We start from the raw sequence: 22,162 nt of genomic DNA on the forward strand, positions 1-22,162 counted from the left end.
AAAGACGTCTTGCGGTTTGCTCATCAATTGCCGCGACGGCGGCAGGCGTGGGCGCGCGTCAGATCGGCTTGACGAACAACCCGACGGTCAGCACCGCGCCGATGCAGACGATCCCGATCCGCAGCACGCGTTCGTTCACGCGATGCAGCGCCCAGGTGCCGAGCAGGCCGCCGGCGATCGCGCCGCCGCCGAGCGCGAGCGCCTTGCCCCAGTGCAGGTGCGGCGACGTCAGGAACAGCACGACGGCCGATGCGTTCATCACGCCCGCGAGCGCGTTCTTCGTCGACATCGCATGGCGCGGCGACAGGCCGGCCATCGTCAGTACGGCCATCATCAGGAAGCCGATCCCGCCGCCGAAATAGCCGCCGTAGATCGCGATCATGAACTGCGAGAGCGCGGCGGGGACGGTGCCGAGGTGGGCCGTGCCTTCGCTCGGCTTGCGGAAAAAGCTGCCCCACGCGAACACGATCGTCGCGAACAGCACGAGCCACGGCACGAGGCGCGAGAAGATCGACGACGGGGTCTTCAGCAACAGCAGCCCGCCGAGCGCACCGCCGACCACGCTGATGATGAACATCGCGCGAAACGACAGCCTGCCGACGCCGCGCACCATCTTGCGGCTCGCCCAGCCGGTCGTGACCTGCGCGGGAAACAGCGCGACCGTCGACGTGATGTTCGCCGCGAGCGGCGACATGCCCGACACGATCAGCGCGGGCAGCGTGACGAACGAGCCGCCCCCGGCGAGGGTGTTCTGCAGTCCGGCCCAGAGGCCGGCGAGGATGACGAGAGCGAGCATCGGAGCGGGAGCGAAAGGTGACGGGGCTCGCCTGCCGGAGGCGGGCAGAGGCGGCGAACGCATGATGGTAATGCAGGACCGCTGACGATGTGAACTGCTGCGATCGCAGTGTCGTCGCGAGCCTTCCCGGCCGGTGCAAGCGACGATGCCGCACCGTCCGCGACCAAGGTCGAGGATGGCCCGGGCGGACGGGCGGGCGGTCTTACGACGTCGCGCGGCCAATGTCGGATTGCCGATCGACGCGCGTGAAATAGACTGGTTGATGAGCGGCGGGAAAGAACCGGCAGGGTTGGGGGTCAGCCGGCGCCCGGTGCGCTCGGGAACGCAGTTCCTGTTGACGGGTTCGATTCCGGCCACGCAGTGCCGGCGCGTCGGAATCGGGCCGCCTTTTCTCGGGGGACACGCATGCGCGCCGGCGGGCGAACAGGCGACCGGGTGTCGATCGCGGCCACGCGACGGCGCTTCGTTGCCGTTGCTCCGCCGCATCGGCGGAGCAAATGAATGTCGCAGTCGGGATGGTGCGCCGCGTGTGCCACGCGCCGTGCGATCGCCGTTGCTCGAACGCCTCGCGACCGTCAGCCGTTGGCCGGTCGTCGCGGGCGAACGGGCGTGAGAGAACAACCATGAAAAAGTCGTTTCGAGGGGTCGGTCCGAGTACGGCCGTCTGTCTGATCTGCACCGCCTGTTTCGCCGCATCGCCGGCGGCCGCCTACACGCCGGGCGGTGCTCGTCATGCGCATCCGTCGCGCAGCGCACCGGCGCTTTCGACCGTGACCGTCCAGCCGACGGCGAACGGCGGCGACCAGGCCGATGCGCTGCAGGCTGCGTTCGATGCATTGCAGCCGGGCCAGCGCCTCGTGCTCGCGCCGGGACGCTACACCGTCGGCCGGTCGCTGACGGTCTCCAGGGCGAACGTCGTGATCTCCGGCTATGGCGCGACGCTGGTTGCGACCAACCCGACTGATCAGACCATCATGATGAGCGGCAGCGGTTCGACGCTCGTCGGCGTCACGCTGGTCGGCACGGGTACGACGCGGCTGACGACACCCGCCTCGACGAAGGTCGAGGTGACGGGCACCGGCGTCCAGGTGCTCGGCGTGACGATCCAGGGTGGCGCCAGCGCCGGGATCTTCGTGTTCGGCGGCAGCAACGTGGCGATCGTGGGCAACACCGTGGAGGCGACGCTGGCCGACGGCATCCACACCACGTACGGCTCGACCAACGTGCTGGTGCGCGGCAATACGGTGAAGAACACCGGGGACGACATGATCGCCGTCGTCAGCTACCAGGGTGACGGCCGCCTCAGCGCCAACGTGCTGATCGACGGGAATACGGTGTCGGGCAACTACTGGGGGCGGGGCATCTCCGTGGTCGGCGGGCGGACCGTGACGATTTCGAACAACACCGTCAGCGGCGTGCAGAAGGCGGCCGGCATCCTGGTCGCGCAGGAGGATAGCTGGAAGACCTACGGTGTGTCGGACGTCGTGATCGAGAACAACGTCGTCGGCGCGATCCAGGACGGCACGAATGCGAACAACGGCCTGCCGCCTACCCACCAGGCCGCGATCGAGCTCGATACCTGGTCGGGGACGGTGTCGTACGTCGTCGTGAAGGGCAACCGCGTGTCGGGCTCGGGCTATGACGGTTTCCGGGCGTTGGGGAACGTCTGCCATTTCGCGGTGGCCGACACGACGCTCGCGTCGATCGCCGGCATGCCGGTGTCGCTGCTGACGCACAACTGCCCGGCCGCCGATATCGTCGCGTACGGCAATTCACTGGGCGGCGTGGCGCTGGCGACGCCGGTCGGCGCGTCCCCGTCCGGGACGATTCCGGCCGGCGGCGCGGTGACGTCCGGGATGCCGGCGGTGCGCACGAGCCTGATGCAGCCGAATGGCGCGCCTGCGTCGGCGCGGAACTGACGAGGTTCGCGATGCGCTGCCCGCCGTGCCATCGAACGGGGCGCCGCGCTATGCGTTCGGGGGCGCGGTTGCCCCCGGCGCCGTGGCGTCGTCCCCGGCGTCCGGATAGACGATCGTGCCGTCAGGCCGGATCACCGCGCCGGCCGTCAGGTGCGCGGGTTCCACGCGGTGGGGGCCCATGATGTGCAGCACCGTTTCGCCGCGCGCGATCAGGTAGTCGGACACGATGCGCCGGTAGCAGCGCCACCACACCGCTTCCGAGCACATGATCGCGCAGCGCTGCCCGTGTTCCGCGACGATAGCGGCTTTCGCTTCGCGACGTGTGCCCGCTGCCGCCGCCACACGGGTTCGCGCCGGTATGTGCGGCGGTTGTTGCTCAAGCGCTCGTCGAGACGACATGGCTGCGCGGGATGCCCATGATCCGGTCGCCGATGTTCATTCCCCATTCGGTCATGTCGATGCCCTGACTCAATTGTTCAGCCTGCCAACGCGACAGGGCTGCATCGATGTCGGCATCCGCGGATTGCAGCGCCGTGGCCAACGTCAATGCGTTGGCGGCTGCCTTGGCGGTACTGCCCGCGGTATGAGGGCGCGGAACGAAGGCGGCGTCGCCCAGCAGGATCGCTCTGCCATACACCATCTGCTCCACCTGCAGATCCAGGATGGCCTGGACGAACGGTTCGTGGGTGGCTTCAACCAACGTCTGGAAAGTCGGCGCGAGAAGCGCCTTCGACGCCTGCGTCAGGCTGGCGAGTGCTTCGTCTTTCAATGCGCCCGGAGGCAGCGAAAACGAGTGGCGTATCCCGGAGCGGTCGGTCAACAACGATGAGAGTTCGTCGCCGTGGGCAACCTTCCGGTACCACACCCAGTTCCAGCGCCGCTGACCTTCCTGCGTCGACAGGTCTTCGCCCGGGACGAGATATTCGAGCATCAGGTGGCCGGGGCCTTGCTGGAAGGCAAAGGTTCCCTTGAGAACATCCGCGGCGCGTGCCGGGAGCGCCGCTTCAGGAACGAGCCCACGCCACGCGACATATCCGGCGTAGGTGGGTGCCAGGCCGGCAGAAACTTGTTCGCGGACCGTGGAGCGTGCGCCGTCCGCGCCGACGAGCAGATCGCCGGTTTCAATGCGGCCGCTGGCAAAGCAGGCGGTGATCCGGTCGCCGTTCTGTTCAAAGCGGACGAAGCGCTCGCCCGGATGAAAGACCTGCGCGGGCAGGTGCGCCTTCATCGTGCCGTAGAGCATGTTCCAGGACGTCTGGGTCTGCGGCATGAAGCTGCGCTGAATGACGCGATCGGTACGGTCCAGGTAGATGCGGTCGCCCGACCGCACGCCGAGCGCGGCGCCGGTCTGAATTCCGGCGAAACGAAACGCTGACAGGACGTCACCCTGCAACACGATTCCACCCCCTCGGCTGTCCAGTTCACTCGGGGAGCGCTCGAAGATGTCGACGTCCCACCCCGCGGCTTGCAGCGTCGTTGCAGTAAAGAGCCCGCCGAGCGAGCCGCCGATGATCAGTGCGCGCGGCCTGGCTTTTGCGGTGGCGACCATGAGTCTCTCCAAACGAGTTGCGTGTGTGGTGCTTGGCGCGCATGCCCGATTCCGCGAATCGAGCGTGCGCGCTTACGTTCACCTGCAGGTGTCGATTCAGACGGCGGCTTTGGCGGTTGTGTCGCCGGTGGCATGCCGAAGCACTTCAGCGAGTACCGAAACCGGTTGTGCACCGCTAACCGGAACGCCGCCCACACGGATTGTCGGCACCGACCGGATGCCGGCCGCCCCGGCCCGCAGTTCGTCGGCAACGACTTCGCGCTCGCCGTCGTTCGTCGCCAGGAAACTGCGCACTTCGTCAGCGTCGAAACCCGTACTTTCCGCGAGGCTGACCAAAACCTCGGCCATGCCGATGTCCTGTCCGTCGGAAAAGTAGGCAGAGAAAACCGCCTCGAACAGTGCTTCGGTCCTGGCCGCATCTCCGTTGGACTGAGCGAGGAACATCAGGCGATGGGCAAGCCGCGTGTTGGGCGTGACCGCTACGCGGTCGTAGTTGAATTCGACCCCTGCGCGTTTGCCCGCCAGCGTGACGTCGGCATCCATTGCCTGCGAACGTGCCCAACTGCCGAATTTGGCGCTGCGATAGGCTTTTCGATCGATTCCGTCCTTGGGCATGGTCGGATTGAGTTCATACGGAAGGTACTTGACGGTCGGTGCGACGGCCAGGTTGGCCTCCCGGAGCGCTGCCTTGAGATGTGCGTGGCCGATCCAGCACCACGGGCAGATGAAGTCGTACGTGACCTGGATGTCGAGCGGATTCATTTGGAGACTCCTTGCGTTGACGGTTCAAGCACTTTAGGCTTTGCGTCAGGGTAAAAGAATATGAACCGATCGCAAACCAGCATTGCGGTGCGCGCAAAGATAAAGGACATGGCATGGACAAGCTTCTTGCGTTGCGGGCATTCATCGACGTCGCGGAAACGGGCGGCTTTTCGAAGGCGGCTCGCCGCATGGGGGTGGCCACTTCGTCGGTGACGCGCCTGATGGACGCGTTGGAGAAGTCTCTTGGCAGCGCGTTGCTGACTCGCACGACGCGTCATGTCACGTTGACGGATGCCGGTTCCGCGTATCTGGAGCAGATCACGCGCGTGCTGTCGGACCTCGACGAAGCCGACGGGAGTGTGTCCGACACGGGTGTCGACGCGGTTGGACCGCTGCGTGTTTCGATGCCCGTGACTTTCGGGCGCCTGTGCCTGGGGCCGCACATCGCCGGCTTCCTGCAGCAGCATCCCCGCGTATCGCTGGATCTGGTGCTGTCGGATTCGTATCTGGATCTGGCGACCGAGCGCATTGACGTTGCGGTGCGCATCGGCACACCTGCAAACCAGCCGAATCTGATCGTCAATCGCCTGGCGGAACATCATCGCTATGTCGTCGCGAGTCGTGACTATCTGGAAAGCAACGGAATGCCCGCTTCTCCGGACGATCTGGGAGACCATCAATGCCTGCGTTTTGCGTACCAGGCCGCCGTGCAGCGTTGGTCGTTCACTCGCGCAGGCAGCACCGAGCATGTCGAGATCAACGGCAGACTTTCGGTGAACAACTCGGACGTGCTGCGCGAGGCCGTGATCAGCGGATTTGGCATCGCACTGCTTCCCCAATGGCTCGTCGAAGAGGATGTGATGGCGGGGCGGCTCACGCGTCTTTTCGAAGACTACTCGGTCAACCCGCTCGACCAGACCGTCTGCGTTTATGCCGCCTATCTTCCGAATCGCCGCCACTCGCGCAAAGTGCATGCGTTGCTTGAATTTCTTCGACATCGCATCACGCACTCCGGCGCGTTCTCGGATGCGTCGAGCTAGGCCGCGATCTCGCGCGCTCCGGTCACGACACTGCCCGATTTAACGCTTCATTACGATGGGCTGTCCGGAAAGGTGCTAGATTTGCGCATCGATATTTCGCAAGGCGGAGAGGGCAGACAGATGTTGAAGAAACTGGCGGGGATGGCCGTGGTGGTCGGTGCGGCGGCGGTGGTGTCGCTGCCGGCCGTGGCAGGCGACACGAACAACGCACTGGGCGGCGCGCTGGGTGGCGTCGCCGGCGCGGCGGTCGGCAACGCGATTGGCGGCAGCACGGGCACCGTGATCGGCGGGGCAGTGGGCGGCGGCGCAGGCGGTGCGGTGACGTCGAACAAACGCGAACGCACGGGCGCGATCGTCGGCGGCGCACTGGGCGGCGGCGCAGGCGCCGCTGCGGGCAACGCAATGGGCGGCACGGCCGGCGGGCTCGTCGGCGCCGGCTTGGGCGGCGGCGCGGGCGCGGCGCTGGGCGGCCACGTGTCGCGCAACAACTCGCGTTCCAACGATCATTACCACGGCAACAAGCACAAGAAGCGCCACAAGCACGACTGACCGGCGGTTCCCCGGCGCGTGTCGACGGCGCCGGGGTGCAGTGCATGAAGGGCGACGGAGGCGGTCAAGCGGTCAATCCGGCTTTCCGTCGCCGGTGATCAATGCGTTGAGCACCAGATCCGAGATCGTGCGGTAAGCCGCGTCGAAATCGTCGTTTCCCAGCGCACGCTTGCCGAGCACCAGCAGCATCTGGGGAGCGAAATCCGCATACGCCTGCGTGGCTGCCCAGATCAGGAAGAACAGGTGCTCGGCATCGACCTGCCTGACCTTGCCTTCGTCGATCCAGCGTTCGAGCACCCGGATGTCGTCGCGCAACACCGGAATCAGTTGTTTGCGAATTTCCTTTCCGTAGGTCCTGGCCCCGCCGATGATTTCCAGCGCAAACACCCGCGATCCATGCGGGCGATTTCTGGAGAATTCGAGTTTGGCCCGGATATAGGCCGACATGGCTTCCGCGGGCTCGCGATCGGGCGCCGCAAACTCCCGCATCCTGCCGAGCCAGTCTCGCAATACGTCGTCCAGCACGCGTTGGTAGAGCGCCAGCTTCGTGGGGAAGTAGTACATCAGGTTCTGCTTCGACAGGCCGGCGGCCGCTGCGATCGTCGCAACGGAACTGCCCTCGAATCCGTCAATGGCAAACGATTCCTCGGCGGCGGCGAGAATGGCCGCCTCGAGCGTGTCGCGCAGCGCTTCGCGCCGGCCGTGAGGCCGGCCGGGCGTTCCCGCGGTCGGCTCGGACGGGTGCCTCACGATGCTTCCTCCTGCATGTCGGACCAGCGGCGTCGCCCGCTCAACGCGCGCCCGCTTCGGGATAGGTGATGCGTTCGGGCGCGCGCTGCATGATGACCTTCCCGGCACGGAGCGACACGCGCACCTTGGCCTGCGTGCGAACCACTTCATAGTCGGAATCCGCGTCGAGAATCAGCAGGTTGGCCGGCCGCCCGACGGCGATGCCATATCGATCGCCCAGGGACATCGCACGGGCGCTGTGCTCCGTCACGAAGTCGAGGCATCGCTGCAGGTCTTCGTAGCCGAGCATGTGGCACACGTGCAGGCCGACGTCGAGGATGCGCAGGATGTTGCCGTTGCCGATCGGATACCACGGATCCTTGATCGAATCCTGTCCGAAGCACACGTTGATGCCGGCGCGATCGAGTTCCGCGACACGCGTGATGCCGCGTCGTTTCGGGAAGGTGTCGAAACGACCCTGCAGGTGGATGCTTTCGGTCGGACACGAAACAAAATGGATGTCCGAGCGCTTCAGCAACCGGAACAGCTTCGAGCAGTAGGCGTTGTCGTAGGAACCCATCGCGGTCGTGTGGCTGGCGGTGACGCGCGGGCCCATCCCGCGAACCCGCGCTTCCTCGGCAAGCACTTCCAGGAAGCGCGAGTGCGGATCGTCGGTTTCGTCGCAATGAACGTCGACCAGGCAGTCCTTGCGCTCCGCGAGTTCCATCAGGAACTGGATGGAGCTCACGCCCTGGTCGCGCGTGTTCTCGAAATGCGGAATGCCGCCCACGACGTCGGCCCCCATGTCGATCGCGCGCTCCATCAGTGCACGTCCGTTGTCGAACGACTCGATGCCTTCCTGAGGGAAGGCGACGATCTGCAGATCGATGAGATCGCGTGCTTCGTCCCTGACCTCGAGCATCGCCTTCAACGCGGCAAGCGTGTGATCGGTGACGTCCACGTGCGTGCGCACGTGCTGGATGCCGTTGTCGCGCAACATGCCGATCGTGGTGTGGGCGCGGGCTTTCGTATCCTCATGGGTAATGGTGGCCTTGCGCTGGCCCCACCGCTCGATACCTTCGAACAGCGTGCCGCTCATGTTCCACTCGGGTTCGCCGGCGGTCAGCGTCGCATCGAGGTGGATATGCGGCTCGACCAGCGGCGGGATGACGAGATGGCTGCCCGCATCGATGACGTCGTCCCCTTGAGACGCCAGCGGCGACGGCTGGAGGTCGATGCCGCGAATCGTGCCCGCATCGATGTCGATCGTGAAGAGGCCGCTTCGGCCGCGCAATCTGGCGTTGATGATTTTCATGAGGATTCCTGTGGTTCGGGGAGCGGGAGGGTGTGCAGCGGAATCATTCACCCTGAACGGACGGCTCGCGCGCGAACGCGCGGGCAATCTGCAGCAGCACGATGTAGGCGGCGGCGGACGCCGCGATGCCGACGATCGGCGCGATCCACGGCGAGGTATAGGCGAGTCCGGCGCCGATGGCATACGCGGCCAGGCCGACCAGGTTGAAGCGCGGAAGGCGGGCGGCGGCGAGCGACGGGTATTGCCCGCGATAGCGGTACCAGTAGTCCGCCATGATCACGCCGCCGACCGGCGGAATGATCGAGCCGAGCAGCACCAGGAACGGAATCAGCCACGCGTACATCCCGCCGACCGCGAGCACGATGCCGATCGCCGCACCCACCAGTACGAGCGTGCGGCGCCGTTCGGTGCGCAGCAGATGGCATCCGGCGGCCGCCACGTTGTACATCGTCGGCCCCTGGATGGTCCAGAGATTGAGGCACAGCATCACGACCGCCGCGATCGACAGGCCCTGCAGCATCATCACCTCGACGATGTCGGCTTGCTGATAGACGATCGCGCAGTATGCGCCCGCGATGATCATCAGGCCGTTGCCCGCGAAGAATCCGATCATGCTGGCCGAGACGGCGCTGCGCGCACTGCGTGCGAGGCGGGTCCAGTTGGTGGCCTGGGTCGCGCCGCTGGCAAAGGTGCCGATGACCATGGTCACGGCGGCCGAGAACGGCATCGGCTGGGACGGCGCGACATGCGTGAGGCCGGCCCAGCCGCCGATATCGCGGGTGGCGATCCACATCGACGTCATCAGCAGCACGAACATCAGCGGCACGGAGACGCGCGACAGCACATCCATGCCGCGATAGCCGATGATGGCCGTGATCGAAAATCCGAATCCGAAGAGGATCATCAGCGGCGTAGTCACGGCGGGCGGCCAACCCAGCAGCTTGACCAGGACGATCGCCACCGTCGCGGTGCCCCATGCGTACCAGCCGAGTTCGGCGAAGCCGAGCAGGAAATCGGACAGCTTGCTGCCCACTTCCCCGAAGCAGAACCGCCCCATCAGTACCGCGTTCAGGCCGCTGCGAGCGGCAATCAGCGCAAGCGACGCCGCATAGGCGGCGAGCAACAGGTTTCCGATGACGGCGATCTGGATCATGCTGACGAAGTCGAAGGCGACACCGATCTTGCCGCCGGCAAACATCGTTCCCGTGAAGAACGTGAAACTCAACAACACCATCGTGATGGACAGGAATCCGGTGCGTTTCTCGAGCGGGACTTCGCTCAGCGAGAATTCTCCGTGATCCGATTCGGCCATCGGGCTTGCATCCCGGTTCGTGGGCATCTTGTCTCCCGTCAGCGATTGGGTTGGGTCTGAAAGGGGTTGCGGGGGCCGTGCTTGGATGGGTAGCGCGCTGTCTCAGCGCGTCATTCTCTCAGTCCAAAATTTTTACAACCGTAAAAATGTCGTCCGGGTGGATGGCAGGAACCTTCACCGGGGCAGTGCGGTTCATGCGCAACGCGTATGGTGTATCGGCCGATCCGGCGTTTTTTTGCCCGCTTGCCTCCGTGAAATTGCCGTGCTAATTTTTCATGAAATTTCTCGGCGTAATTTTCACGGGAGTCCGCATGTTCGTGCAGTCCGACCGTCACGTCGCAAGCTACTACGCCGGCACCTACCCGGCGCCGATCCCGTATCGTCCGGAACTGGACGAACGCATCGATGCCGACGTGCTCGTCGTCGGCGCGGGTTTCAGCGGGCTGCATACGGCGTTGCGCCTGGCGCTCGCCGGCAAGCGCGTCGTCGTGCTCGAAGCGAGCCGCGTCGCGTGGGCCGCGTCGGGGCGCAACGGCGGGCAGGCACTGCTCGGCTGGTCGTGCGACATGCAACCGCTCGAGGATTCGCTCGGCCGCGACGGCGCGCGCCTGCTGTGGGACAGCATGCGCTGGGCCGCGGCCGAGGTGCGCGAACTGCCCGCGCGGCACGGCTTCGACGTCGACTACCGGCCCGGCAGCCTGTGGGCGGCCGTGCGGCCGCGGCGTGTCGCGATGCTCGAGCAGGCGCGCGACGAAGCGGCCGAACGCTGGGGCTACGACCGGCTGCGCGTGATCGGCCATGACGAGATGCCCGAATGGATCGGCGGCACGCGTTACCTTGCGGCGCTGCACGATCCCGAGGCCGGCCACCTGAATCCGCTGAAACTCGCGCTCGGCCTCGCGCAGACGATCGAGCGCGCGGGCGGCCGCATCTTCGAGCAGAGCCGCGTGCTCGACTGCCGCGAGACGGCCGGCGGCCACGTTGCCCGCACGGCGCGCGGGGAAGTGCGTGCGGACGTGCTCGTGCTGGCCTGCAACGCGTACGTCGACCGGCTCGATCGCGATCTCGCGCGCCGGCTGTTGCCGGTCGGCACGTACCAGGTCGCCACCGCGCCACTCGCACCCGACGTCGCCCGTTCGCTGCTGCCGCAGAACAGTTGCGTGATCGACAACCAGTTCGTGCCCGACTATTTCCGGCTGAGCCCCGACAACCGGCTGCTGTTCGGCGGCGGCTGCACGTATCTCGGCGGGATTCCGGCCGATATCGCGGCGGCCACGCGCCCGCACCTCGAACGCGTGTTCCCGCAGCTGGCCGGCGTGCCGCTCGACTACGCGTGGGGCGGCCATATCGACATCAGCATGCGCCGCACGCCGGACATCGGCCGCCGCGGGCAGCGTTTCTGGCTGCAGGGGTTCTCGGGGCACGGCGTGCTGCCGACGCTCGCCGGTGCGCGCGCGGTGGCCGACGCGGTGCTCGGCGACGAACGCCTGCTCGCGCAGTACCAGCGCATCCGCAACCCGCGCTTCCCCGGCGGCGACCGGCTCGCCGCGCCGCTGGAAGCGATCGGCAAGGCCTGGTACCGTCTGCGCGATACCGTCTGACTGCACCGGAACCCACCATGAATGAACAGGAAGAGATAGAAAGCCTGGCGATCCTGATTCGCGACCTGCGCAAGCATCGCAAGGTCACGCTCAACGATCTCGCGGAACGGATCGGCCGCTCGGTCGGCTTTCTGTCGCAGGTCGAGCGCGGGCTGTCGCGCCCGACGGTGGCGGATCTCACCGCGATCGGCGAGGCGCTCGGCGTGCCGACCACCTATTTCTACAGCCTGAGCAAGCCGCGCAGCGTGCCGTGGGTGACGCGGCCCGACGAGCGGCGCACCGTGTATTACGCGGCCGGCATTACCGACATCCTTGTTTCGCCGAACATGCGCTCGCGCTTCTCGATTCTCGAAAGCCATCTCGCGCCGGGCGCGAGCAGCGGCGAGCGGCCCGTCGACGACAGCGACGAGCAGGGCGGCTTCGTGCTCGAAGGCGAACTGACGATCTGGGTCGACGGCGACGATACGCCCGTCACGCTCGGCCCTAACGACGCATTCCAGCTCCCCGCGCACAAGCGCTTTCGTTATGCCAATCTGACCGACGTGCCGACGCGCGTGATCTGGGTATTCACCTGAGTGGTCGGCGGGGCGCGCGGTGATGCGGGCCATCGCGGCACGCAGCATGTTTGCAGTACTGATTTAAATGCGGCGTTTGTTGTCGAGTGTGCTGCATGAATCCGGTTCGCCGCATCGCGGCACCGCCATACAAGACATGGAAAGGATGAGACATGGCTGACGTCGTTCCCGCGCTGGTCGCCGAGGTCCGCGCATTCCGGCAGGCGCATCCCGAGATCCGTTATGTCGACCTGATCTGCCTCGACCTGCCCGGGCATTTCTACGGCAAGCGCTACCCGATCGATGCGCTCGAGAAGGTGGCGGCCGGCTCGCTGCTGAAGCTGCCGCAGAACTGCATCCTGCTCGGCACGCAGGGCGGGCTCTACAAGATCGGCGACTACTGTTTCAACGACGGCGATCCGGACGCCGTGCGCCGGCTGATCCCCGGCACGCTGAAGCCGGTGACCTGGGAGAAGCAGCCGCTCGGCCAGATGCTGATCACGACGGACGGCACCGACGCGCCGGTCGAGTTCGAGCCGCGCGAGGTGCTGGCGCGCGTGCTGAAACGGCTCGAGCGGCGCGGTATCCGCCCGGTCGTCGCGTTCGAGCTCGAGTTCTACCTGTTCGCCGCGCAGCTCGAAGCGGGGATGCCGAAGTATCCGCGCGACCGCCTGTCCGACGATCGCGACGATCAGCCGAACATGCATATCGAGCGCCTGTCGCGCTTCTCCGACGTGCTGCACGAAATGGTCGACGTCGCGTGCGTGCAGGGAATCGACGCGACCGTGATCACCGCCGAGCTCGGGCCGGGCCAGTTCGAAATCAATTTCGGCCATTGCGACGACGGGCTGCGCGCGGCCGACTGGTCGGCGATGTTCTGCCGCAGCACGCGCGGCGTCGCGTTGCAGCACGGCTATCGCGCGAGCTTCATGGGCAAGCCGTACCTGCATGCACCGGGCAGCGGGATGCATGTGCACGTGAGCCTCTACGACGATGCGGGGCGCAACCTGCTCGCCGCGGACGGGCAGCGGCCGCTGCGGCACGCGGTGGCCGGCTGCCTCGCGCTACTGCCGCATTGCATGCCCGTGTTCGCGCCGAATCACAATGCGTTCCGGCGCTACGGATCGATGGTGAATGCGGCGAGCCGCGCGAGCTGGGGCTTCGAGGATCGCGACGCGTGCATCCGGATTCCCGAGTCGGATGCGCGCAACCTGCGGATCGAGCACCGGCTCGCGAGTGCGGACGCGAACCCTTACCTCGTGCTCGCGGCGATTCTCACCGGGATGGAGCACGGGCTCGACGCGAAGCTCGAACCGATCGCGCCGCTCAACGAGGATCGCGGCAGCGGGATCGATTTCCCGAAGGAGATGCTGTCGGCCGTCGCGTCGATGCAGGAGCACGCGGCCGTGCGCGAAGGGCTCGGCGGCGAGTTCGTGATGGTGTATTGCGAGAACAAGCGGCAGGAGGAGCTGGATTTCCGCAATGAAATCGGGGCGCGGGAGTATCGGTGGTTCTTGTGATCGAATGCCATCGCTTGCGCGTCTTGTCAGTCCCGCGCCGGCATCATCGGCAGGCCCGCTCCCCACGCGTTCGCGAGCGCTTCGATTTCGGCGCTCGGATCGACCTGTCGAGCAGCGTCGTGCGTGTCGTTGCCGAATAGCCGGTGAGCGAACTCGCGTGCACGTAGCGTGATCGCCGTGGTTTTCCGGGTGCGTCTCAGCGTGAACGACGCGAGCGCTGCGTCGAGGTCGTTGCCTTTTCCATGCTCGTCGAGACAACGGGCGAGGTGCCATGCGTCCTCGAGCGCCTGGCATGCGCCCTGTCCGGAGGTGGGGAGTGGTGCGTGCGCGGCGTCGCCGATCAACAGCACATTGCCGCGGTGCCACACGTCCACCGGATCGAGATCGTGCACACGGATCTTCGCGATCGTGCCCGGCGGTGTTGTACGCATCACGTTCGCGATGGGCGCTGGCCACCCGTCGAAGAGCCGTTCCAGCAGCGGGCCGGGATCGTCCGGTGCCGCATCGTCGCTATCGTCGATTTCAGCCTCGGCCCGGGCCGCTGCCCAGTACATGCGATGCCGGTCCAGCGCGACGATGCCGAATCGTTCGCGCTGGCCCCAGTAGTCGAATATCGACACGTCGTCGACCAGCGGCACATCGCTATGCGCGACGCCGATCCAGTTGACGAATCCCTGATAGACGGGCGTGGCGTCGCCGACCACATGACGTCGCGCGACGGAGTTCATGCGGCCGTCCGCGCCGATCACGAGATCGGGGGCGATCGTCGCGCCATTGTCGAAGCGAACGATCGCGCGGCCATCGGTGTCGGTGTCGATGGCTGTCGCGTTGTGACCGAAGCAGACTTCGATGTCGTGCGCTGCGACGTGCCGCGCCAGCACGGCCTGCAAGTCGCGCCGCAAGATCGAGCGCGTCGGGAAACCCATGTGGCGGTCGAGTTCGCCGATATCGAAGCGCTTGAACGGGTTGCCGTGCCGGTCCATGCACCACATCGCGTGCAGGTGGCCGCTGACCGCGACGATGTCCGGCAGGAGGCCGAGTTGCTCGAGCACGAAGCCGGCATTCGGCCAGAGCACGACGCCTGCCCCCATCGTCGTCTCGGACGGCCTGCGTTCGTAGAGCCGTATCCGGTGCCCCTGGCGGCCAAGCGCAAGCGCGGTGCTCATGCCGGCCACGCCGGCGCCGAGAATGGCGATATCCATGTTGATGCTCCCGTAGGTTCGTGTGCGTGCTCACGTCGGCGCGGGTTCGTGCGTCGGCGGCCACGCCTTGACTGGATCCGCATCGTAAATTACGGTCGCGAACGGGATAAGCCGTGAAAATCGGCGAGCTTTGATACCTGAAACGGGATAATGATGCGCAGCAAGCTGGATCTGAACGCGGTGCGCGTGTTCGTGTCGGTCGTCGACGAAGGCAGCTTTGCCAGCGCCGCGCGCGCGCTGTCGATACCCGGTTCCAACGTGAGCCGCCATGTGGCGCAACTGGAGTCGAGGCTCGGCGTGCGTCTGCTGGAGCGCAGCACGCGGCACCTGCGCATGACGGAGGCAGGGCGCCTGCTGCACGAGCGCGCGAAGCCGATGCTCGATGCGCTGACGCTTGCTGAATTCGAACTGATCTCGCAGCAGACGGAGCTGCGCGGCGTGCTGAAGCTGTGCGTACCCGGCGAAATCGGGCCGCGCATGCTCGGGCCGATCGTTGCGGAATTCGCGAGCCGACATCCGCGTGTCGAAATCGATTGCGATACGAGCCTCGCAGGCGTGTCGACGTTGCGCGACGATATCGACCTGTCGATCATCGTCCATCGCGGCAAGCTGGACGACAGCGCGTTCGTCGTCAGGCCGCTCGTGAGCCTGCCGGGCGTCGTCGTGGCCGCGCCGTCGCTCATCGAGCGCACCGGCATGCCGACGCGGACGGAGCAGCTCAGGCAGTTGCCGTGCATCACGACGCTGAGCACGCTGAAAGGGCAACCGTGGCAGTTCGCCGACGGCGACGGGCGGATTCACAAGATTCCGGTCGCGAGCCGGTACCGCGTCAATAGCGGCGAGATGGCGGGTCTGGCTGCGGTGAACGGGATCGGCTTCGCGATTCTCGTCGAACGCGGATGCGCGGCCGAGCTGGCCGCCGGGCGGCTGGTGCGTGTGCCGCTGGAGATGACGCCGGCGCCGCTGGAACTGCTGGCCGCCTATTCGAGCCGCAATTCCGTCAACGCGAAGATCCGCGAGTTGCTGCAGCTGATGCAGGCGCGTCTGGCGGCAGGGGTGGCGATGCCGTCATGACAATCGTTTCGGCAATGGGCGCCAGTAGCGCACTTCTTCGATTGGTGCGCCGTCGATCTCGAACGTCTTGATGTCGTCTTCGGCGACGAAGCCCTCGCGTTCATAGAACGCCCGTGCGCGATGGTTTTTGAACAGCACCCAGAGCGACACCCATTCATGGCCCGTGTCATGCAGCGCACGGCACGCATGGTCGACGAGCGCCGCGCCGACGCCTTGCCCGCAATGCGCGGGATGCAGGTAGATCGCTTCGATTTCGCCCCAGGTGCGATTCTTGTCGGTGTCACGGGTCGAGCCGTACGCGATCCAGCCGATCGGCCCGCCTTCCGTGAACGCAAGCGCGACACGCGGCCGTCCGGCGTCGAGCGCATGGCGCCACGAAGCGATGCGTTTTTCGACCGACAGGCCGGCGAGGAACGCGGCCGGCATGATGCCCGGGTAGGTGGCCTGCCACGATGCGACGTGGATGGCGGCGATGGCCGGGGCATCGGCGGGCGTGGCAGGGCGGATGTCGATGTGCATCGTGTTCGGTGTCATGTGTACGCCGCCTGATCGGTTGCCGTATGTCGCGCCGTCGCGCGCGGGATTCAATTCGCCGGATCCAGAGTGCCTTCTATCGCAAAGCGGTAGTTGATATCCACCTGCGATGCATCGCCCGGCACGTCGGTTCTCTTCAGCACGAATTCGAACGCAGGTTCGAACCAGCCGTCGCGCGGCACTTCACCGTCAAGGATCTCGACCTCATACCAGCCGTTGTCGATCTCGATCACGGGTCGCCCCGGTTCGCGGTAACGCGCGAGCAGTGCGTTGACCGCCGTGTCGTTGAAGCGTTCGAGGATCCGCCAGGTGTAGAGCATGACCGCACGATGTTCGACGCGCAGTACGTACCCGCCGCGCCGATGCTGCAGGCGGCTTCCCGTCCTCAGCAATTCGGGTGTATCGCCATCCAGCGTGAAGATCACCGTGTACGGATGGTTCTCGATGCCGGCGAGCGGAACGACGACACCTTCCAGCACGGCGCGGTCGCCGCTGTCGCTCGTGGTGAACGCAGATGCGACGTCGTCCGGCAGACCGTGCCGTTCCTTGAAGCGCTTGAGCAGCAGGAGATCGCCGACGAGAAAATAGTCGACCAGATCGTTGAGGACTTCGGAGAATTCATGTCGCATCGCCGCTCCTTTCTCGGTGCCGATGCGCAGGGCTCGCAAGGGCACGAGGCGCCGCGTCGCGAAACGTCTCGCGGCGCGGCACGGCACGCGCGAGGCCCTTACTCGCCGAGCTTCGACGTCACGCAGCCCGTGCTCGAGCATTCGCGCTCACGCTCGCGCAGGAACGACAGCCGCGACTGCGTCATGTCGTTCGCGCACTGGATATCCACGAGGTAGCTGTTATTGCGCGTCTCGCTGCACTGCGCGTCGCGTTGCTTCAGCCACGCGAGCTGGCCGGCCTTCAGCGTCGCCTGCTGGTCGCCGCTCAGTTGCTTGCGCAGGCGGCCGTATTCGTCGTTGAGATCGCGGTCGGACTGCGAGAACTGCGTGCTGGTGCAGTACACCTGGTCGAACGCACTGCGTGGCTTCCCGCAGCCGGCAGCATGGGCGGTGAACGGAACGGCAAGCGCGAGCAGCGCGCAGGATGCGAGCAGATGCTTCATTTTCATGGTGATGCTCCTGACTGGGTGAAAACCGTTGAGCCCGACGGGCGTTATCGTTGCTTATTGCGGTGTCGTGCACGCGTCGATGCCGCCCGCGATCGCGGTGGACAGCTTCTGGATCGTCTCGCGACGCGCCAGCCGCGCTTCCTCGTCCGGATTGACGATCACGCCGGCTTCGACGAGCACCGCCGGAATCGGCGCGGTGCGCAGCACGACGAGATCGTCGAAGCGGTGGATGCCGAGTTGAGGGTCGATCAGCGGGCGATTCTCGCCGCGGATCGGCTGCGCGTGATACAGCGACGGCCGCTCGCCGGCCGCCACCAGTCGCTCGGCGATCGCCTTCGCGCAACGCAGGCTTTCCGCATAGTGCGGATTGCGTGCCGACACGAACACCGAGAAGCCGCGGAATTCGCGCTGCCGGCCCGCGTCGATGAACTGCTGCTGCATCGAGTCGTGATGGATCGACACGAACAGGTTCGCGTCGGGCGCCTGCGTCGATCGTTGATCGAGCGCGATCTCGCGGCCGTCGGCCGACGTGCGCAGCACGCGGTCGCCATGCGCGGCGAGTTTCTCGGCGACCGCCGCGGACAGGTCGAGGTTGTACAGGTATTCGACGCGGCCGCTCGCACCGGTGGAGCCCGGGCGCGCCGGCGTATGGCCGGTGTCGACGACGATGTAGCGCCCGGAGGCGGGTGCGGAGTCGGCCGCATGCAGCGCCAGCGGCGCGCCGAGCAGCGGGGCGCAGGCGAGCACGCGTGCGGCGGCGCGCACGAACGGGCGAAGGCGTCGGATGGTTCGGTTCGTCATTGTTGTTGTCGAGGAGGGCATACGGCGCGTCGGACGGCGCGGCACGTCGGCCTGCTCAATGCAGTCGGAATGTCGGGCGATTATAGCGGCTGGCGGCGGCGCCGCAATGACGGAGGACGGCCGTCAGGCCAGCACGCGCCGGGCGGCGAGTACGCCCCAGTACGACGCTTCCTCGAACAGCGACAGCCCGGACAGATCGGCATGCGCGAACACGACGGGGCCGTCGGCATCGCGCAGCGCGAGCAGCCCCGGCCGGCTCAGGAAGCCGACGTCGGGCGTCGCCATCGCGTGACCACGCACGGTGATCTCGAGCGCCGTCGCATGTTTCCACAGTTCGCGCCCATAGACGGCCTGCAGGTCGATCGCCGCCTGTTCGCGCAACGCGTCGGGTCGGGCCTGCGCGAGCCAGCGGCGCGTGTCGTCCGGCGCTTGCGTGCTCAACGCCTGGTACGCGGAGAACACCGAGCGCGTCGGCGGCGACATGCGAATAATCTGGTGCGTCGACACGACATAGCCGAGCGCCGCGCCGTCGTAGACGACGTTGTCCCACGCGAGCGGCATGCCCGCTTCCTCGGCCGGCATGCCGTCGAGCAGGAAGTTGGACACGAGCCACGGCGCACGCGGCGGCAGGTCGCGCGCGGGATCGAAGCCGTACGCGGCAAGCTGCGGAAACACGCGCGCCGCGACGAACAGCGGCATCGCGCAGACGACGCGCCGCGCCTTCAGCGTGAACGTCGACAGCGCGCCGTCGTTGCCGATGCGCGCGCACAGCACGTCGACGCCGCCCGCGCGTTCGGTCGCACGCACCGCGAAGCCGTCGCGCGACCATGCGGTCGAGCCGGTGCGCGCGGTGATCGAATCGGCGAGCTTCGTCACCATCGTGTGCAGTCCGTCGGGCCAGGTCAGCACCGCGCCGTCGCTTGCATCGCCCGCATGGCCGCCGCGCGACGAGAAATAGTGCAGGCCGGCCCATGCCGAAACATGCTCGTAGCCTGCGCCATAATCGTCGCGGCAGCAGTAATTCAGGTACCAGTGCAGCGCCTTCGCGGTGTAGCCGTCGTCGAGCAGCCACTGGCGGAACGAGCGCCGATCCAGCGCACGCCAGCGCGGGTCGCGCGACGATTCCGCGATCGGGATGCAGAACACCTTGCGGCCATCGGCGCCGCGTGCGGTGCGCAGCCCGTCCGTGTACGCGAAGAAGCGTGCCTGCTGCGCGAGTTCGTCGGCGCCGAGGCCGGCCGTCGGCACGATGCCGTCCTGCCATTGCCCGGCGATGAAGAGCCGTTCGTCGGGCGCATGAACGAGCGCGCGCTCGTCGTACACCGGGCGCGCGGAGAACGGTGCGGATTCGATCACGCCGAGATCGGCGAGCATGTCGCGCAGATGCGTGGATTCGAGTGACGGCAGCGGCAGGTAGTGCGCGCCTTTCGGATAGCCGAGATCGCCGAAGCGGCCGCCGGCCGCGTTGCCGCCGAATTCGGGGCCGGCGAGCACCGTGAAGCGCTTGTGCCCCGCGCGCGCGAGCTGCCATGCACACGACAGACCGGCCGCGCCCGCGCCGAGGATCGCGACGTCGGTCTCGATCGTGCCGGACGGCGGCGGCAGCGTCGCATGGTCGCGCAGCGCGTGGCCTTCGCGCATGCCGGGGTAGCCGACCTGCGGCGTCGTCTCGATCCAGCCGGTGCGCCCGCAGGCGGCGAGCGACGCGGCCGCCGACGCGACGAGGAACGTGCGGCGGTCCATCAGCGCAGCACGTGTTTCCAGTCGTCGTCGAAACGGCGCACGAGCGGCTGGTCGTTGAGTTCGTTCGGCGACATCGGCAGCGCCGGCATGTCGGCCGGGAAGTGGAACATCTCGGCGGCCGTCTGCGCGTCGAGCCAGCGCGTGGGCACCGCGTAGTGCGTCGGCACCGTGAAGTCGCGGCGCTTGCCGGCGATCACGAAACCCCAGTCGCCGAACGACGGCACGTAGCAGTGGTACGGCCACGTGTTGAGCCCGGCTTCGTGCAGCGTCGCGATGATGGTCCAGTACGCGTGCGGCGCGAAATACGGCGAGGTCGACTGGATCACCGCGTAGCCGTTCTCCGACAGGTGTCGTGCAAGCAACCGGAACACGGGCACCGAATACAGCCGGCCGAGCCCGAAGTTGGTCGGGTCGGGAAAGTCGACGACGATCGCGTCGTACACGTCGGCATTCGATTCGAGCCAGCGCACCGCGTCATCGTTGATCACGTGCACGCGCGGGTCCTTCAGCGAACCCTGGTTCAGCTTGACGAGCGGGGCGGACGTGGAGAACAGCTTCGTCATCGCGGGATCGAGATCGACGAGCGTGATCTGTTCGAGGTTGCGGTGCTTCAGCAGCTCGCGCACCGCGAGGCCGTCGCCGCCGCCGAGCACGAGCACGCGCTTCGCCCACGGCAGCGCCTCGATCGTCGGATGGATCAGCGCCTCGTGGTAGCGGTGCTCGTCGCGCGACGAGAACTGCAGGTTGCCGTTCAGATACAGCCGCATGTCGTCGTGCCACTGCGTGAGCACGATGCGCTGGTACGGCGTCGTTTCCGAATAGATCGTCTCGTCGCCGTACACGCCGTGTTCGGCCCAGTGCGTGATGCGGTCCGACAGCGCGAAGCCGGCGACGAGCAGCCCGATCACGAGCGACGCGCGCATCAGCTTGCCGCGTACGTTGCGGATCTCGTCGCGGAACAGGTGCGTCGTCCACAGCGCGACGAACGCATTCAGGAGCCCGAACAGGAAGCTGGTGCGCAGCAGGCCGAGACGCGGCGCGAGTACCAGCGGGAAGATCAGCGATACGGCGAGCGAGCCGAGATAGTCGAAGGTGAGCACTTCGCTGACGGTATGGCGGAACGCCTGGCGCCGCTGCTGGAACGCGCGCATCACGAGCGGGATCTCCATTCCGATCAGCAGGCCGAGCGCCAGCACGAGCGCATACAGCGCCGCGCGGAACGGCGCGGCGAGCCACGCGAACACTACGAACAGCAGCGCGGCCGACACGCCGCCGAGCAGGCCGACGAGCAGCTCGATGTCGACGAAGCGGTCGAGCACGTCGTCGTCCTCGACGAACTTCGCGAGCCACGAGCCGATCCCCATCGCAAACAGGTAGCAGCCGATCACCGACGAGAACTGCAGGATCGAATCGCCGAGCAGGTAGCTGGACAGCGCGCTGCTGATCAGTTCGTAGCCGAGCCCGCACGACGCGAGCACGAGAATCGACAGGACGAGAGCGCGCCTATGCAGCATGGGGCGTCCGTTGTGCGGCGGTCGGCAATGTGGATATACTGGCGCGGAATTTTGTCAGCTGGCCCTGTGCGGGCCGGCCGGCGACGGGGCGGCGAACCGAGCACAAAATCCGAGGGAAAGAATGAATAGTGCCTATCTCTATGCGGTTCATTTACTGTCGGCGTTCGTGCTGCTTCTTGTGTTCGCGGCAGTGTACCTGAAGGTCACCCCGTTCGACGAACTGGCGCTGATCCGCGACGGCAACGCCGCCGCGACGCTGTCGTTCGGCGGCGCACTGATCGGCTTCTGCCTGACGCTCGCGTCCAGCATCGCGCACAATTCCACGCTCGGCGAAGTCGTGATCTGGGCGGTCGGCGCGATGGCCGTGCAACTGATCACCTATGCGGCGCTCACACGCCTGATGCCCGGCATGAATCATGCGATCGAGGATCGCAACGTCGCGATGGGCGGCCTGATGGGCACCGCGTCGCTCGTCGTCGGCATCATCAATGCCGCCTGCCTGACCTGACGCGCCACGCGTTTCGAGGAGAC

Annotated in this window: 22 protein-coding genes; 8 read left to right on the forward strand and 14 right to left on the reverse strand. The window is 66.5% G+C overall.

The genetic code is table 11. From position 1 onward, the window contains the following. Positions 1 to 58 precede the first annotated feature (58 nt). Positions 59 to 796 (reverse strand): sulfite exporter TauE/SafE family protein, encoded by a 738-nt coding sequence (locus LGM56_RS02115; protein WP_226202507.1) that lies wholly within the window; start codon positions 794 to 796, stop codon positions 59 to 61. A 623-nt stretch (positions 797 to 1,419) separates the two neighbouring features. Here LGM56_RS02115 and LGM56_RS02120 point away from each other — a divergent pair. Further along, entirely contained in the window at positions 1,420 to 2,715 is a 1,296-nt protein-coding gene (locus LGM56_RS02120; RefSeq protein WP_226202509.1) for a nitrous oxide reductase family maturation protein NosD, read from the forward strand. 48 nt (positions 2,716 to 2,763) lie between these two features. Here the strand turns inward: LGM56_RS02120 and LGM56_RS02125 are convergent, their stop codons facing one another. The 3 genes from LGM56_RS02125 to LGM56_RS02135 all read right to left on the reverse strand — a co-directional run bounded on the left by LGM56_RS02125 (position 2,764) and on the right by LGM56_RS02135 (position 5,026). Next, positions 2,764 to 3,114 carry a DUF488 family protein gene (locus LGM56_RS02125; RefSeq protein ID WP_264170767.1) on the reverse strand — a complete coding sequence of 117 codons (351 nt, stop codon included), beginning with the start codon at positions 3,112 to 3,114 and terminating at the stop codon, positions 2,764 to 2,766. Beyond that, positions 3,092 to 4,264, reverse strand: coding sequence for an FAD binding domain-containing protein (locus tag LGM56_RS02130; RefSeq protein ID WP_226202511.1), 1,173 nt, complete (start codon positions 4,262 to 4,264; stop codon positions 3,092 to 3,094). The genes LGM56_RS02125 and LGM56_RS02130 overlap by 23 nt, the downstream gene beginning before the upstream one ends. A 96-nt stretch (positions 4,265 to 4,360) precedes the next feature. After that, positions 4,361 to 5,026, reverse strand: coding sequence for a DsbA family oxidoreductase (locus LGM56_RS02135; RefSeq protein WP_226202513.1), 666 nt, complete (start codon positions 5,024 to 5,026; stop codon positions 4,361 to 4,363). Positions 5,027 to 5,139: 113 nt separating this feature from the next. On the opposite strand from LGM56_RS02135, the gene LGM56_RS02140 reads away from it, so the two are divergent. Beyond that, on the forward strand, positions 5,140 to 6,066 hold the full coding sequence (locus LGM56_RS02140) for a LysR family transcriptional regulator (RefSeq protein WP_226202515.1): 927 nt from the start codon (positions 5,140 to 5,142) through the stop codon (positions 6,064 to 6,066). 120 nt (positions 6,067 to 6,186) lie between these two features. Then, a complete protein-coding gene (locus tag LGM56_RS02145) occupies positions 6,187 to 6,615 on the forward strand; it encodes a hypothetical protein (RefSeq protein ID WP_089496482.1) in 429 nt (142 codons plus the stop codon). Positions 6,616 to 6,687: 72 nt separating this feature from the next. Here the strand turns inward: LGM56_RS02145 and LGM56_RS02150 are convergent, their stop codons facing one another. From LGM56_RS02150 to codB, 3 genes are read right to left on the reverse strand one after another with little or no spacing between them, the layout of a single operon-like run. Next, positions 6,688 to 7,365 carry a TetR/AcrR family transcriptional regulator gene (locus tag LGM56_RS02150; RefSeq protein WP_089496483.1) on the reverse strand — a complete coding sequence of 226 codons (678 nt, stop codon included), beginning with the start codon at positions 7,363 to 7,365 and terminating at the stop codon, positions 6,688 to 6,690. 40 nt (positions 7,366 to 7,405) lie between these two features. Then, positions 7,406 to 8,659, reverse strand: coding sequence for a cytosine deaminase (codA, locus tag LGM56_RS02155; RefSeq protein WP_089496484.1), 1,254 nt, complete (start codon positions 8,657 to 8,659; stop codon positions 7,406 to 7,408). A gap of 43 nt (positions 8,660 to 8,702) precedes the next feature. Then, positions 8,703 to 9,998, reverse strand: coding sequence for a cytosine permease (codB, locus tag LGM56_RS02160; protein WP_413226732.1), 1,296 nt, complete (start codon positions 9,996 to 9,998; stop codon positions 8,703 to 8,705). Positions 9,999 to 10,282: 284 nt separating this feature from the next. On the opposite strand from codB, the gene LGM56_RS02165 reads away from it, so the two are divergent. The 3 genes from LGM56_RS02165 to LGM56_RS02175 all read left to right on the forward strand — a co-directional run bounded on the left by LGM56_RS02165 (position 10,283) and on the right by LGM56_RS02175 (position 13,646). Continuing rightward, positions 10,283 to 11,572 carry an NAD(P)/FAD-dependent oxidoreductase gene (locus LGM56_RS02165; RefSeq protein WP_226202517.1) on the forward strand — a complete coding sequence of 430 codons (1,290 nt, stop codon included), beginning with the start codon at positions 10,283 to 10,285 and terminating at the stop codon, positions 11,570 to 11,572. A 17-nt stretch (positions 11,573 to 11,589) separates the two neighbouring features. After that, on the forward strand, positions 11,590 to 12,147 hold the full coding sequence (locus LGM56_RS02170; RefSeq protein ID WP_089496487.1) for a helix-turn-helix domain-containing protein: 558 nt from the start codon (positions 11,590 to 11,592) through the stop codon (positions 12,145 to 12,147). A 152-nt stretch (positions 12,148 to 12,299) separates the two neighbouring features. After that, complete coding sequence (locus tag LGM56_RS02175; protein WP_226202519.1) at positions 12,300 to 13,646, forward strand: glutamine synthetase family protein; 1,347 nt, start codon at positions 12,300 to 12,302, stop codon at positions 13,644 to 13,646. A gap of 26 nt (positions 13,647 to 13,672) precedes the next feature. On the opposite strand, the gene LGM56_RS02180 is transcribed toward LGM56_RS02175, so the two are convergent. Next, on the reverse strand, positions 13,673 to 14,848 hold the full coding sequence (locus LGM56_RS02180; RefSeq protein ID WP_226202520.1) for an FAD-dependent oxidoreductase: 1,176 nt from the start codon (positions 14,846 to 14,848) through the stop codon (positions 13,673 to 13,675). A 153-nt stretch (positions 14,849 to 15,001) separates the two neighbouring features. Between LGM56_RS02180 and LGM56_RS02185 the strand changes: the two genes are divergently transcribed. After that, positions 15,002 to 15,922 (forward strand): LysR family transcriptional regulator, encoded by a 921-nt coding sequence (locus LGM56_RS02185; protein ID WP_226203228.1) that lies wholly within the window; start codon positions 15,002 to 15,004, stop codon positions 15,920 to 15,922. On the opposite strand, the gene LGM56_RS02190 is transcribed toward LGM56_RS02185, so the two are convergent. The 6 genes from LGM56_RS02190 to LGM56_RS02215 form a co-directional block, all read right to left on the reverse strand. Continuing rightward, positions 15,917 to 16,456 carry a GNAT family N-acetyltransferase gene (locus LGM56_RS02190; RefSeq protein ID WP_226202522.1) on the reverse strand — a complete coding sequence of 180 codons (540 nt, stop codon included), beginning with the start codon at positions 16,454 to 16,456 and terminating at the stop codon, positions 15,917 to 15,919. The genes LGM56_RS02185 and LGM56_RS02190 overlap by 6 nt on opposite strands. A gap of 50 nt (positions 16,457 to 16,506) precedes the next feature. After that, a complete protein-coding gene (locus LGM56_RS02195) occupies positions 16,507 to 17,085 on the reverse strand; it encodes a hypothetical protein (RefSeq protein ID WP_226202524.1) in 579 nt (192 codons plus the stop codon). Between the two features lie 98 nt (positions 17,086 to 17,183). Beyond that, a complete protein-coding gene (locus LGM56_RS02200) occupies positions 17,184 to 17,573 on the reverse strand; it encodes a lysozyme inhibitor LprI family protein (RefSeq protein WP_089427009.1) in 390 nt (129 codons plus the stop codon). Positions 17,574 to 17,627: 54 nt separating this feature from the next. Further along, the gene (locus LGM56_RS02205) at positions 17,628 to 18,374 is read right to left on the reverse strand and encodes an N-acetylmuramoyl-L-alanine amidase family protein (protein WP_226202526.1); all 747 of its coding nucleotides are present in this window, start codon (positions 18,372 to 18,374) and stop codon (positions 17,628 to 17,630) included. A gap of 123 nt (positions 18,375 to 18,497) precedes the next feature. Continuing rightward, on the reverse strand, positions 18,498 to 20,117 hold the full coding sequence (locus LGM56_RS02210; RefSeq protein ID WP_226202528.1) for an NAD(P)-binding protein: 1,620 nt from the start codon (positions 20,115 to 20,117) through the stop codon (positions 18,498 to 18,500). Then, entirely contained in the window at positions 20,117 to 21,631 is a 1,515-nt protein-coding gene (locus LGM56_RS02215; RefSeq protein WP_226202530.1) for a polyamine aminopropyltransferase, read from the reverse strand. The genes LGM56_RS02210 and LGM56_RS02215 overlap by 1 nt, the downstream gene beginning before the upstream one ends. Before the next feature lie 121 nt (positions 21,632 to 21,752). Between LGM56_RS02215 and LGM56_RS02220 the strand changes: the two genes are divergently transcribed. Next, the gene (locus tag LGM56_RS02220) at positions 21,753 to 22,139 is read left to right on the forward strand and encodes a DUF350 domain-containing protein (protein WP_011354425.1); all 387 of its coding nucleotides are present in this window, start codon (positions 21,753 to 21,755) and stop codon (positions 22,137 to 22,139) included. The last annotated feature ends 23 nt before the right edge of the window (positions 22,140 to 22,162 follow it).

Origin of the sequence: Burkholderia sp. AU38729 (genome assembly GCF_020419725.1) — a bacterium.
Lineage (GTDB): Bacteria > Pseudomonadota > Gammaproteobacteria > Burkholderiales > Burkholderiaceae > Burkholderia.

Bases quoted from the DNA above. Each gene is read 5' to 3' on its own strand.
- LGM56_RS02115 (WP_226202507.1), bottom strand. From the start codon at position 796: ATGCTCGCTCTCGTCATCCTCGCCGGCCTCTGGGCCGGACTGCAGAAC.
- LGM56_RS02120 (WP_226202509.1), top strand. From the start codon at position 1,420: ATGAAAAAGTCGTTTCGAGGGGTCGGTCCGAGTACGGCCGTCTGTCTG.
- LGM56_RS02125 (WP_264170767.1), bottom strand. From the start codon at position 3,114: ATGTCGTCTCGACGAGCGCTTGAGCAACAACCGCCGCACATACCGGCG.
- LGM56_RS02130 (WP_226202511.1), bottom strand. From the start codon at position 4,264: ATGGTCGCCACCGCAAAAGCCAGGCCGCGCGCACTGATCATCGGCGGC.
- LGM56_RS02135 (WP_226202513.1), bottom strand. From the start codon at position 5,026: ATGAATCCGCTCGACATCCAGGTCACGTACGACTTCATCTGCCCGTGG.
- LGM56_RS02140 (WP_226202515.1), top strand. From the start codon at position 5,140: ATGGACAAGCTTCTTGCGTTGCGGGCATTCATCGACGTCGCGGAAACG.
- LGM56_RS02145 (WP_089496482.1), top strand. From the start codon at position 6,187: ATGTTGAAGAAACTGGCGGGGATGGCCGTGGTGGTCGGTGCGGCGGCG.
- codA (WP_089496484.1), bottom strand. From the start codon at position 8,659: ATGAAAATCATCAACGCCAGATTGCGCGGCCGAAGCGGCCTCTTCACG.
- codB (WP_413226732.1), bottom strand. From the start codon at position 9,998: ATGCCCACGAACCGGGATGCAAGCCCGATGGCCGAATCGGATCACGGA.
- LGM56_RS02165 (WP_226202517.1), top strand. From the start codon at position 10,283: ATGTTCGTGCAGTCCGACCGTCACGTCGCAAGCTACTACGCCGGCACC.
- LGM56_RS02170 (WP_089496487.1), top strand. From the start codon at position 11,590: ATGAATGAACAGGAAGAGATAGAAAGCCTGGCGATCCTGATTCGCGAC.
- LGM56_RS02175 (WP_226202519.1), top strand. From the start codon at position 12,300: ATGGCTGACGTCGTTCCCGCGCTGGTCGCCGAGGTCCGCGCATTCCGG.
- LGM56_RS02180 (WP_226202520.1), bottom strand. From the start codon at position 14,848: ATGGATATCGCCATTCTCGGCGCCGGCGTGGCCGGCATGAGCACCGCG.
- LGM56_RS02185 (WP_226203228.1), top strand. From the start codon at position 15,002: ATGCGCAGCAAGCTGGATCTGAACGCGGTGCGCGTGTTCGTGTCGGTC.
- LGM56_RS02190 (WP_226202522.1), bottom strand. From the start codon at position 16,456: ATGACACCGAACACGATGCACATCGACATCCGCCCTGCCACGCCCGCC.
- LGM56_RS02195 (WP_226202524.1), bottom strand. From the start codon at position 17,085: ATGCGACATGAATTCTCCGAAGTCCTCAACGATCTGGTCGACTATTTT.
- LGM56_RS02200 (WP_089427009.1), bottom strand. From the start codon at position 17,573: ATGAAAATGAAGCATCTGCTCGCATCCTGCGCGCTGCTCGCGCTTGCC.
- LGM56_RS02205 (WP_226202526.1), bottom strand. From the start codon at position 18,374: ATGACGAACCGAACCATCCGACGCCTTCGCCCGTTCGTGCGCGCCGCC.
- LGM56_RS02210 (WP_226202528.1), bottom strand. From the start codon at position 20,117: ATGGACCGCCGCACGTTCCTCGTCGCGTCGGCGGCCGCGTCGCTCGCC.
- LGM56_RS02215 (WP_226202530.1), bottom strand. From the start codon at position 21,631: ATGCTGCATAGGCGCGCTCTCGTCCTGTCGATTCTCGTGCTCGCGTCG.
- LGM56_RS02220 (WP_011354425.1), top strand. From the start codon at position 21,753: ATGAATAGTGCCTATCTCTATGCGGTTCATTTACTGTCGGCGTTCGTG.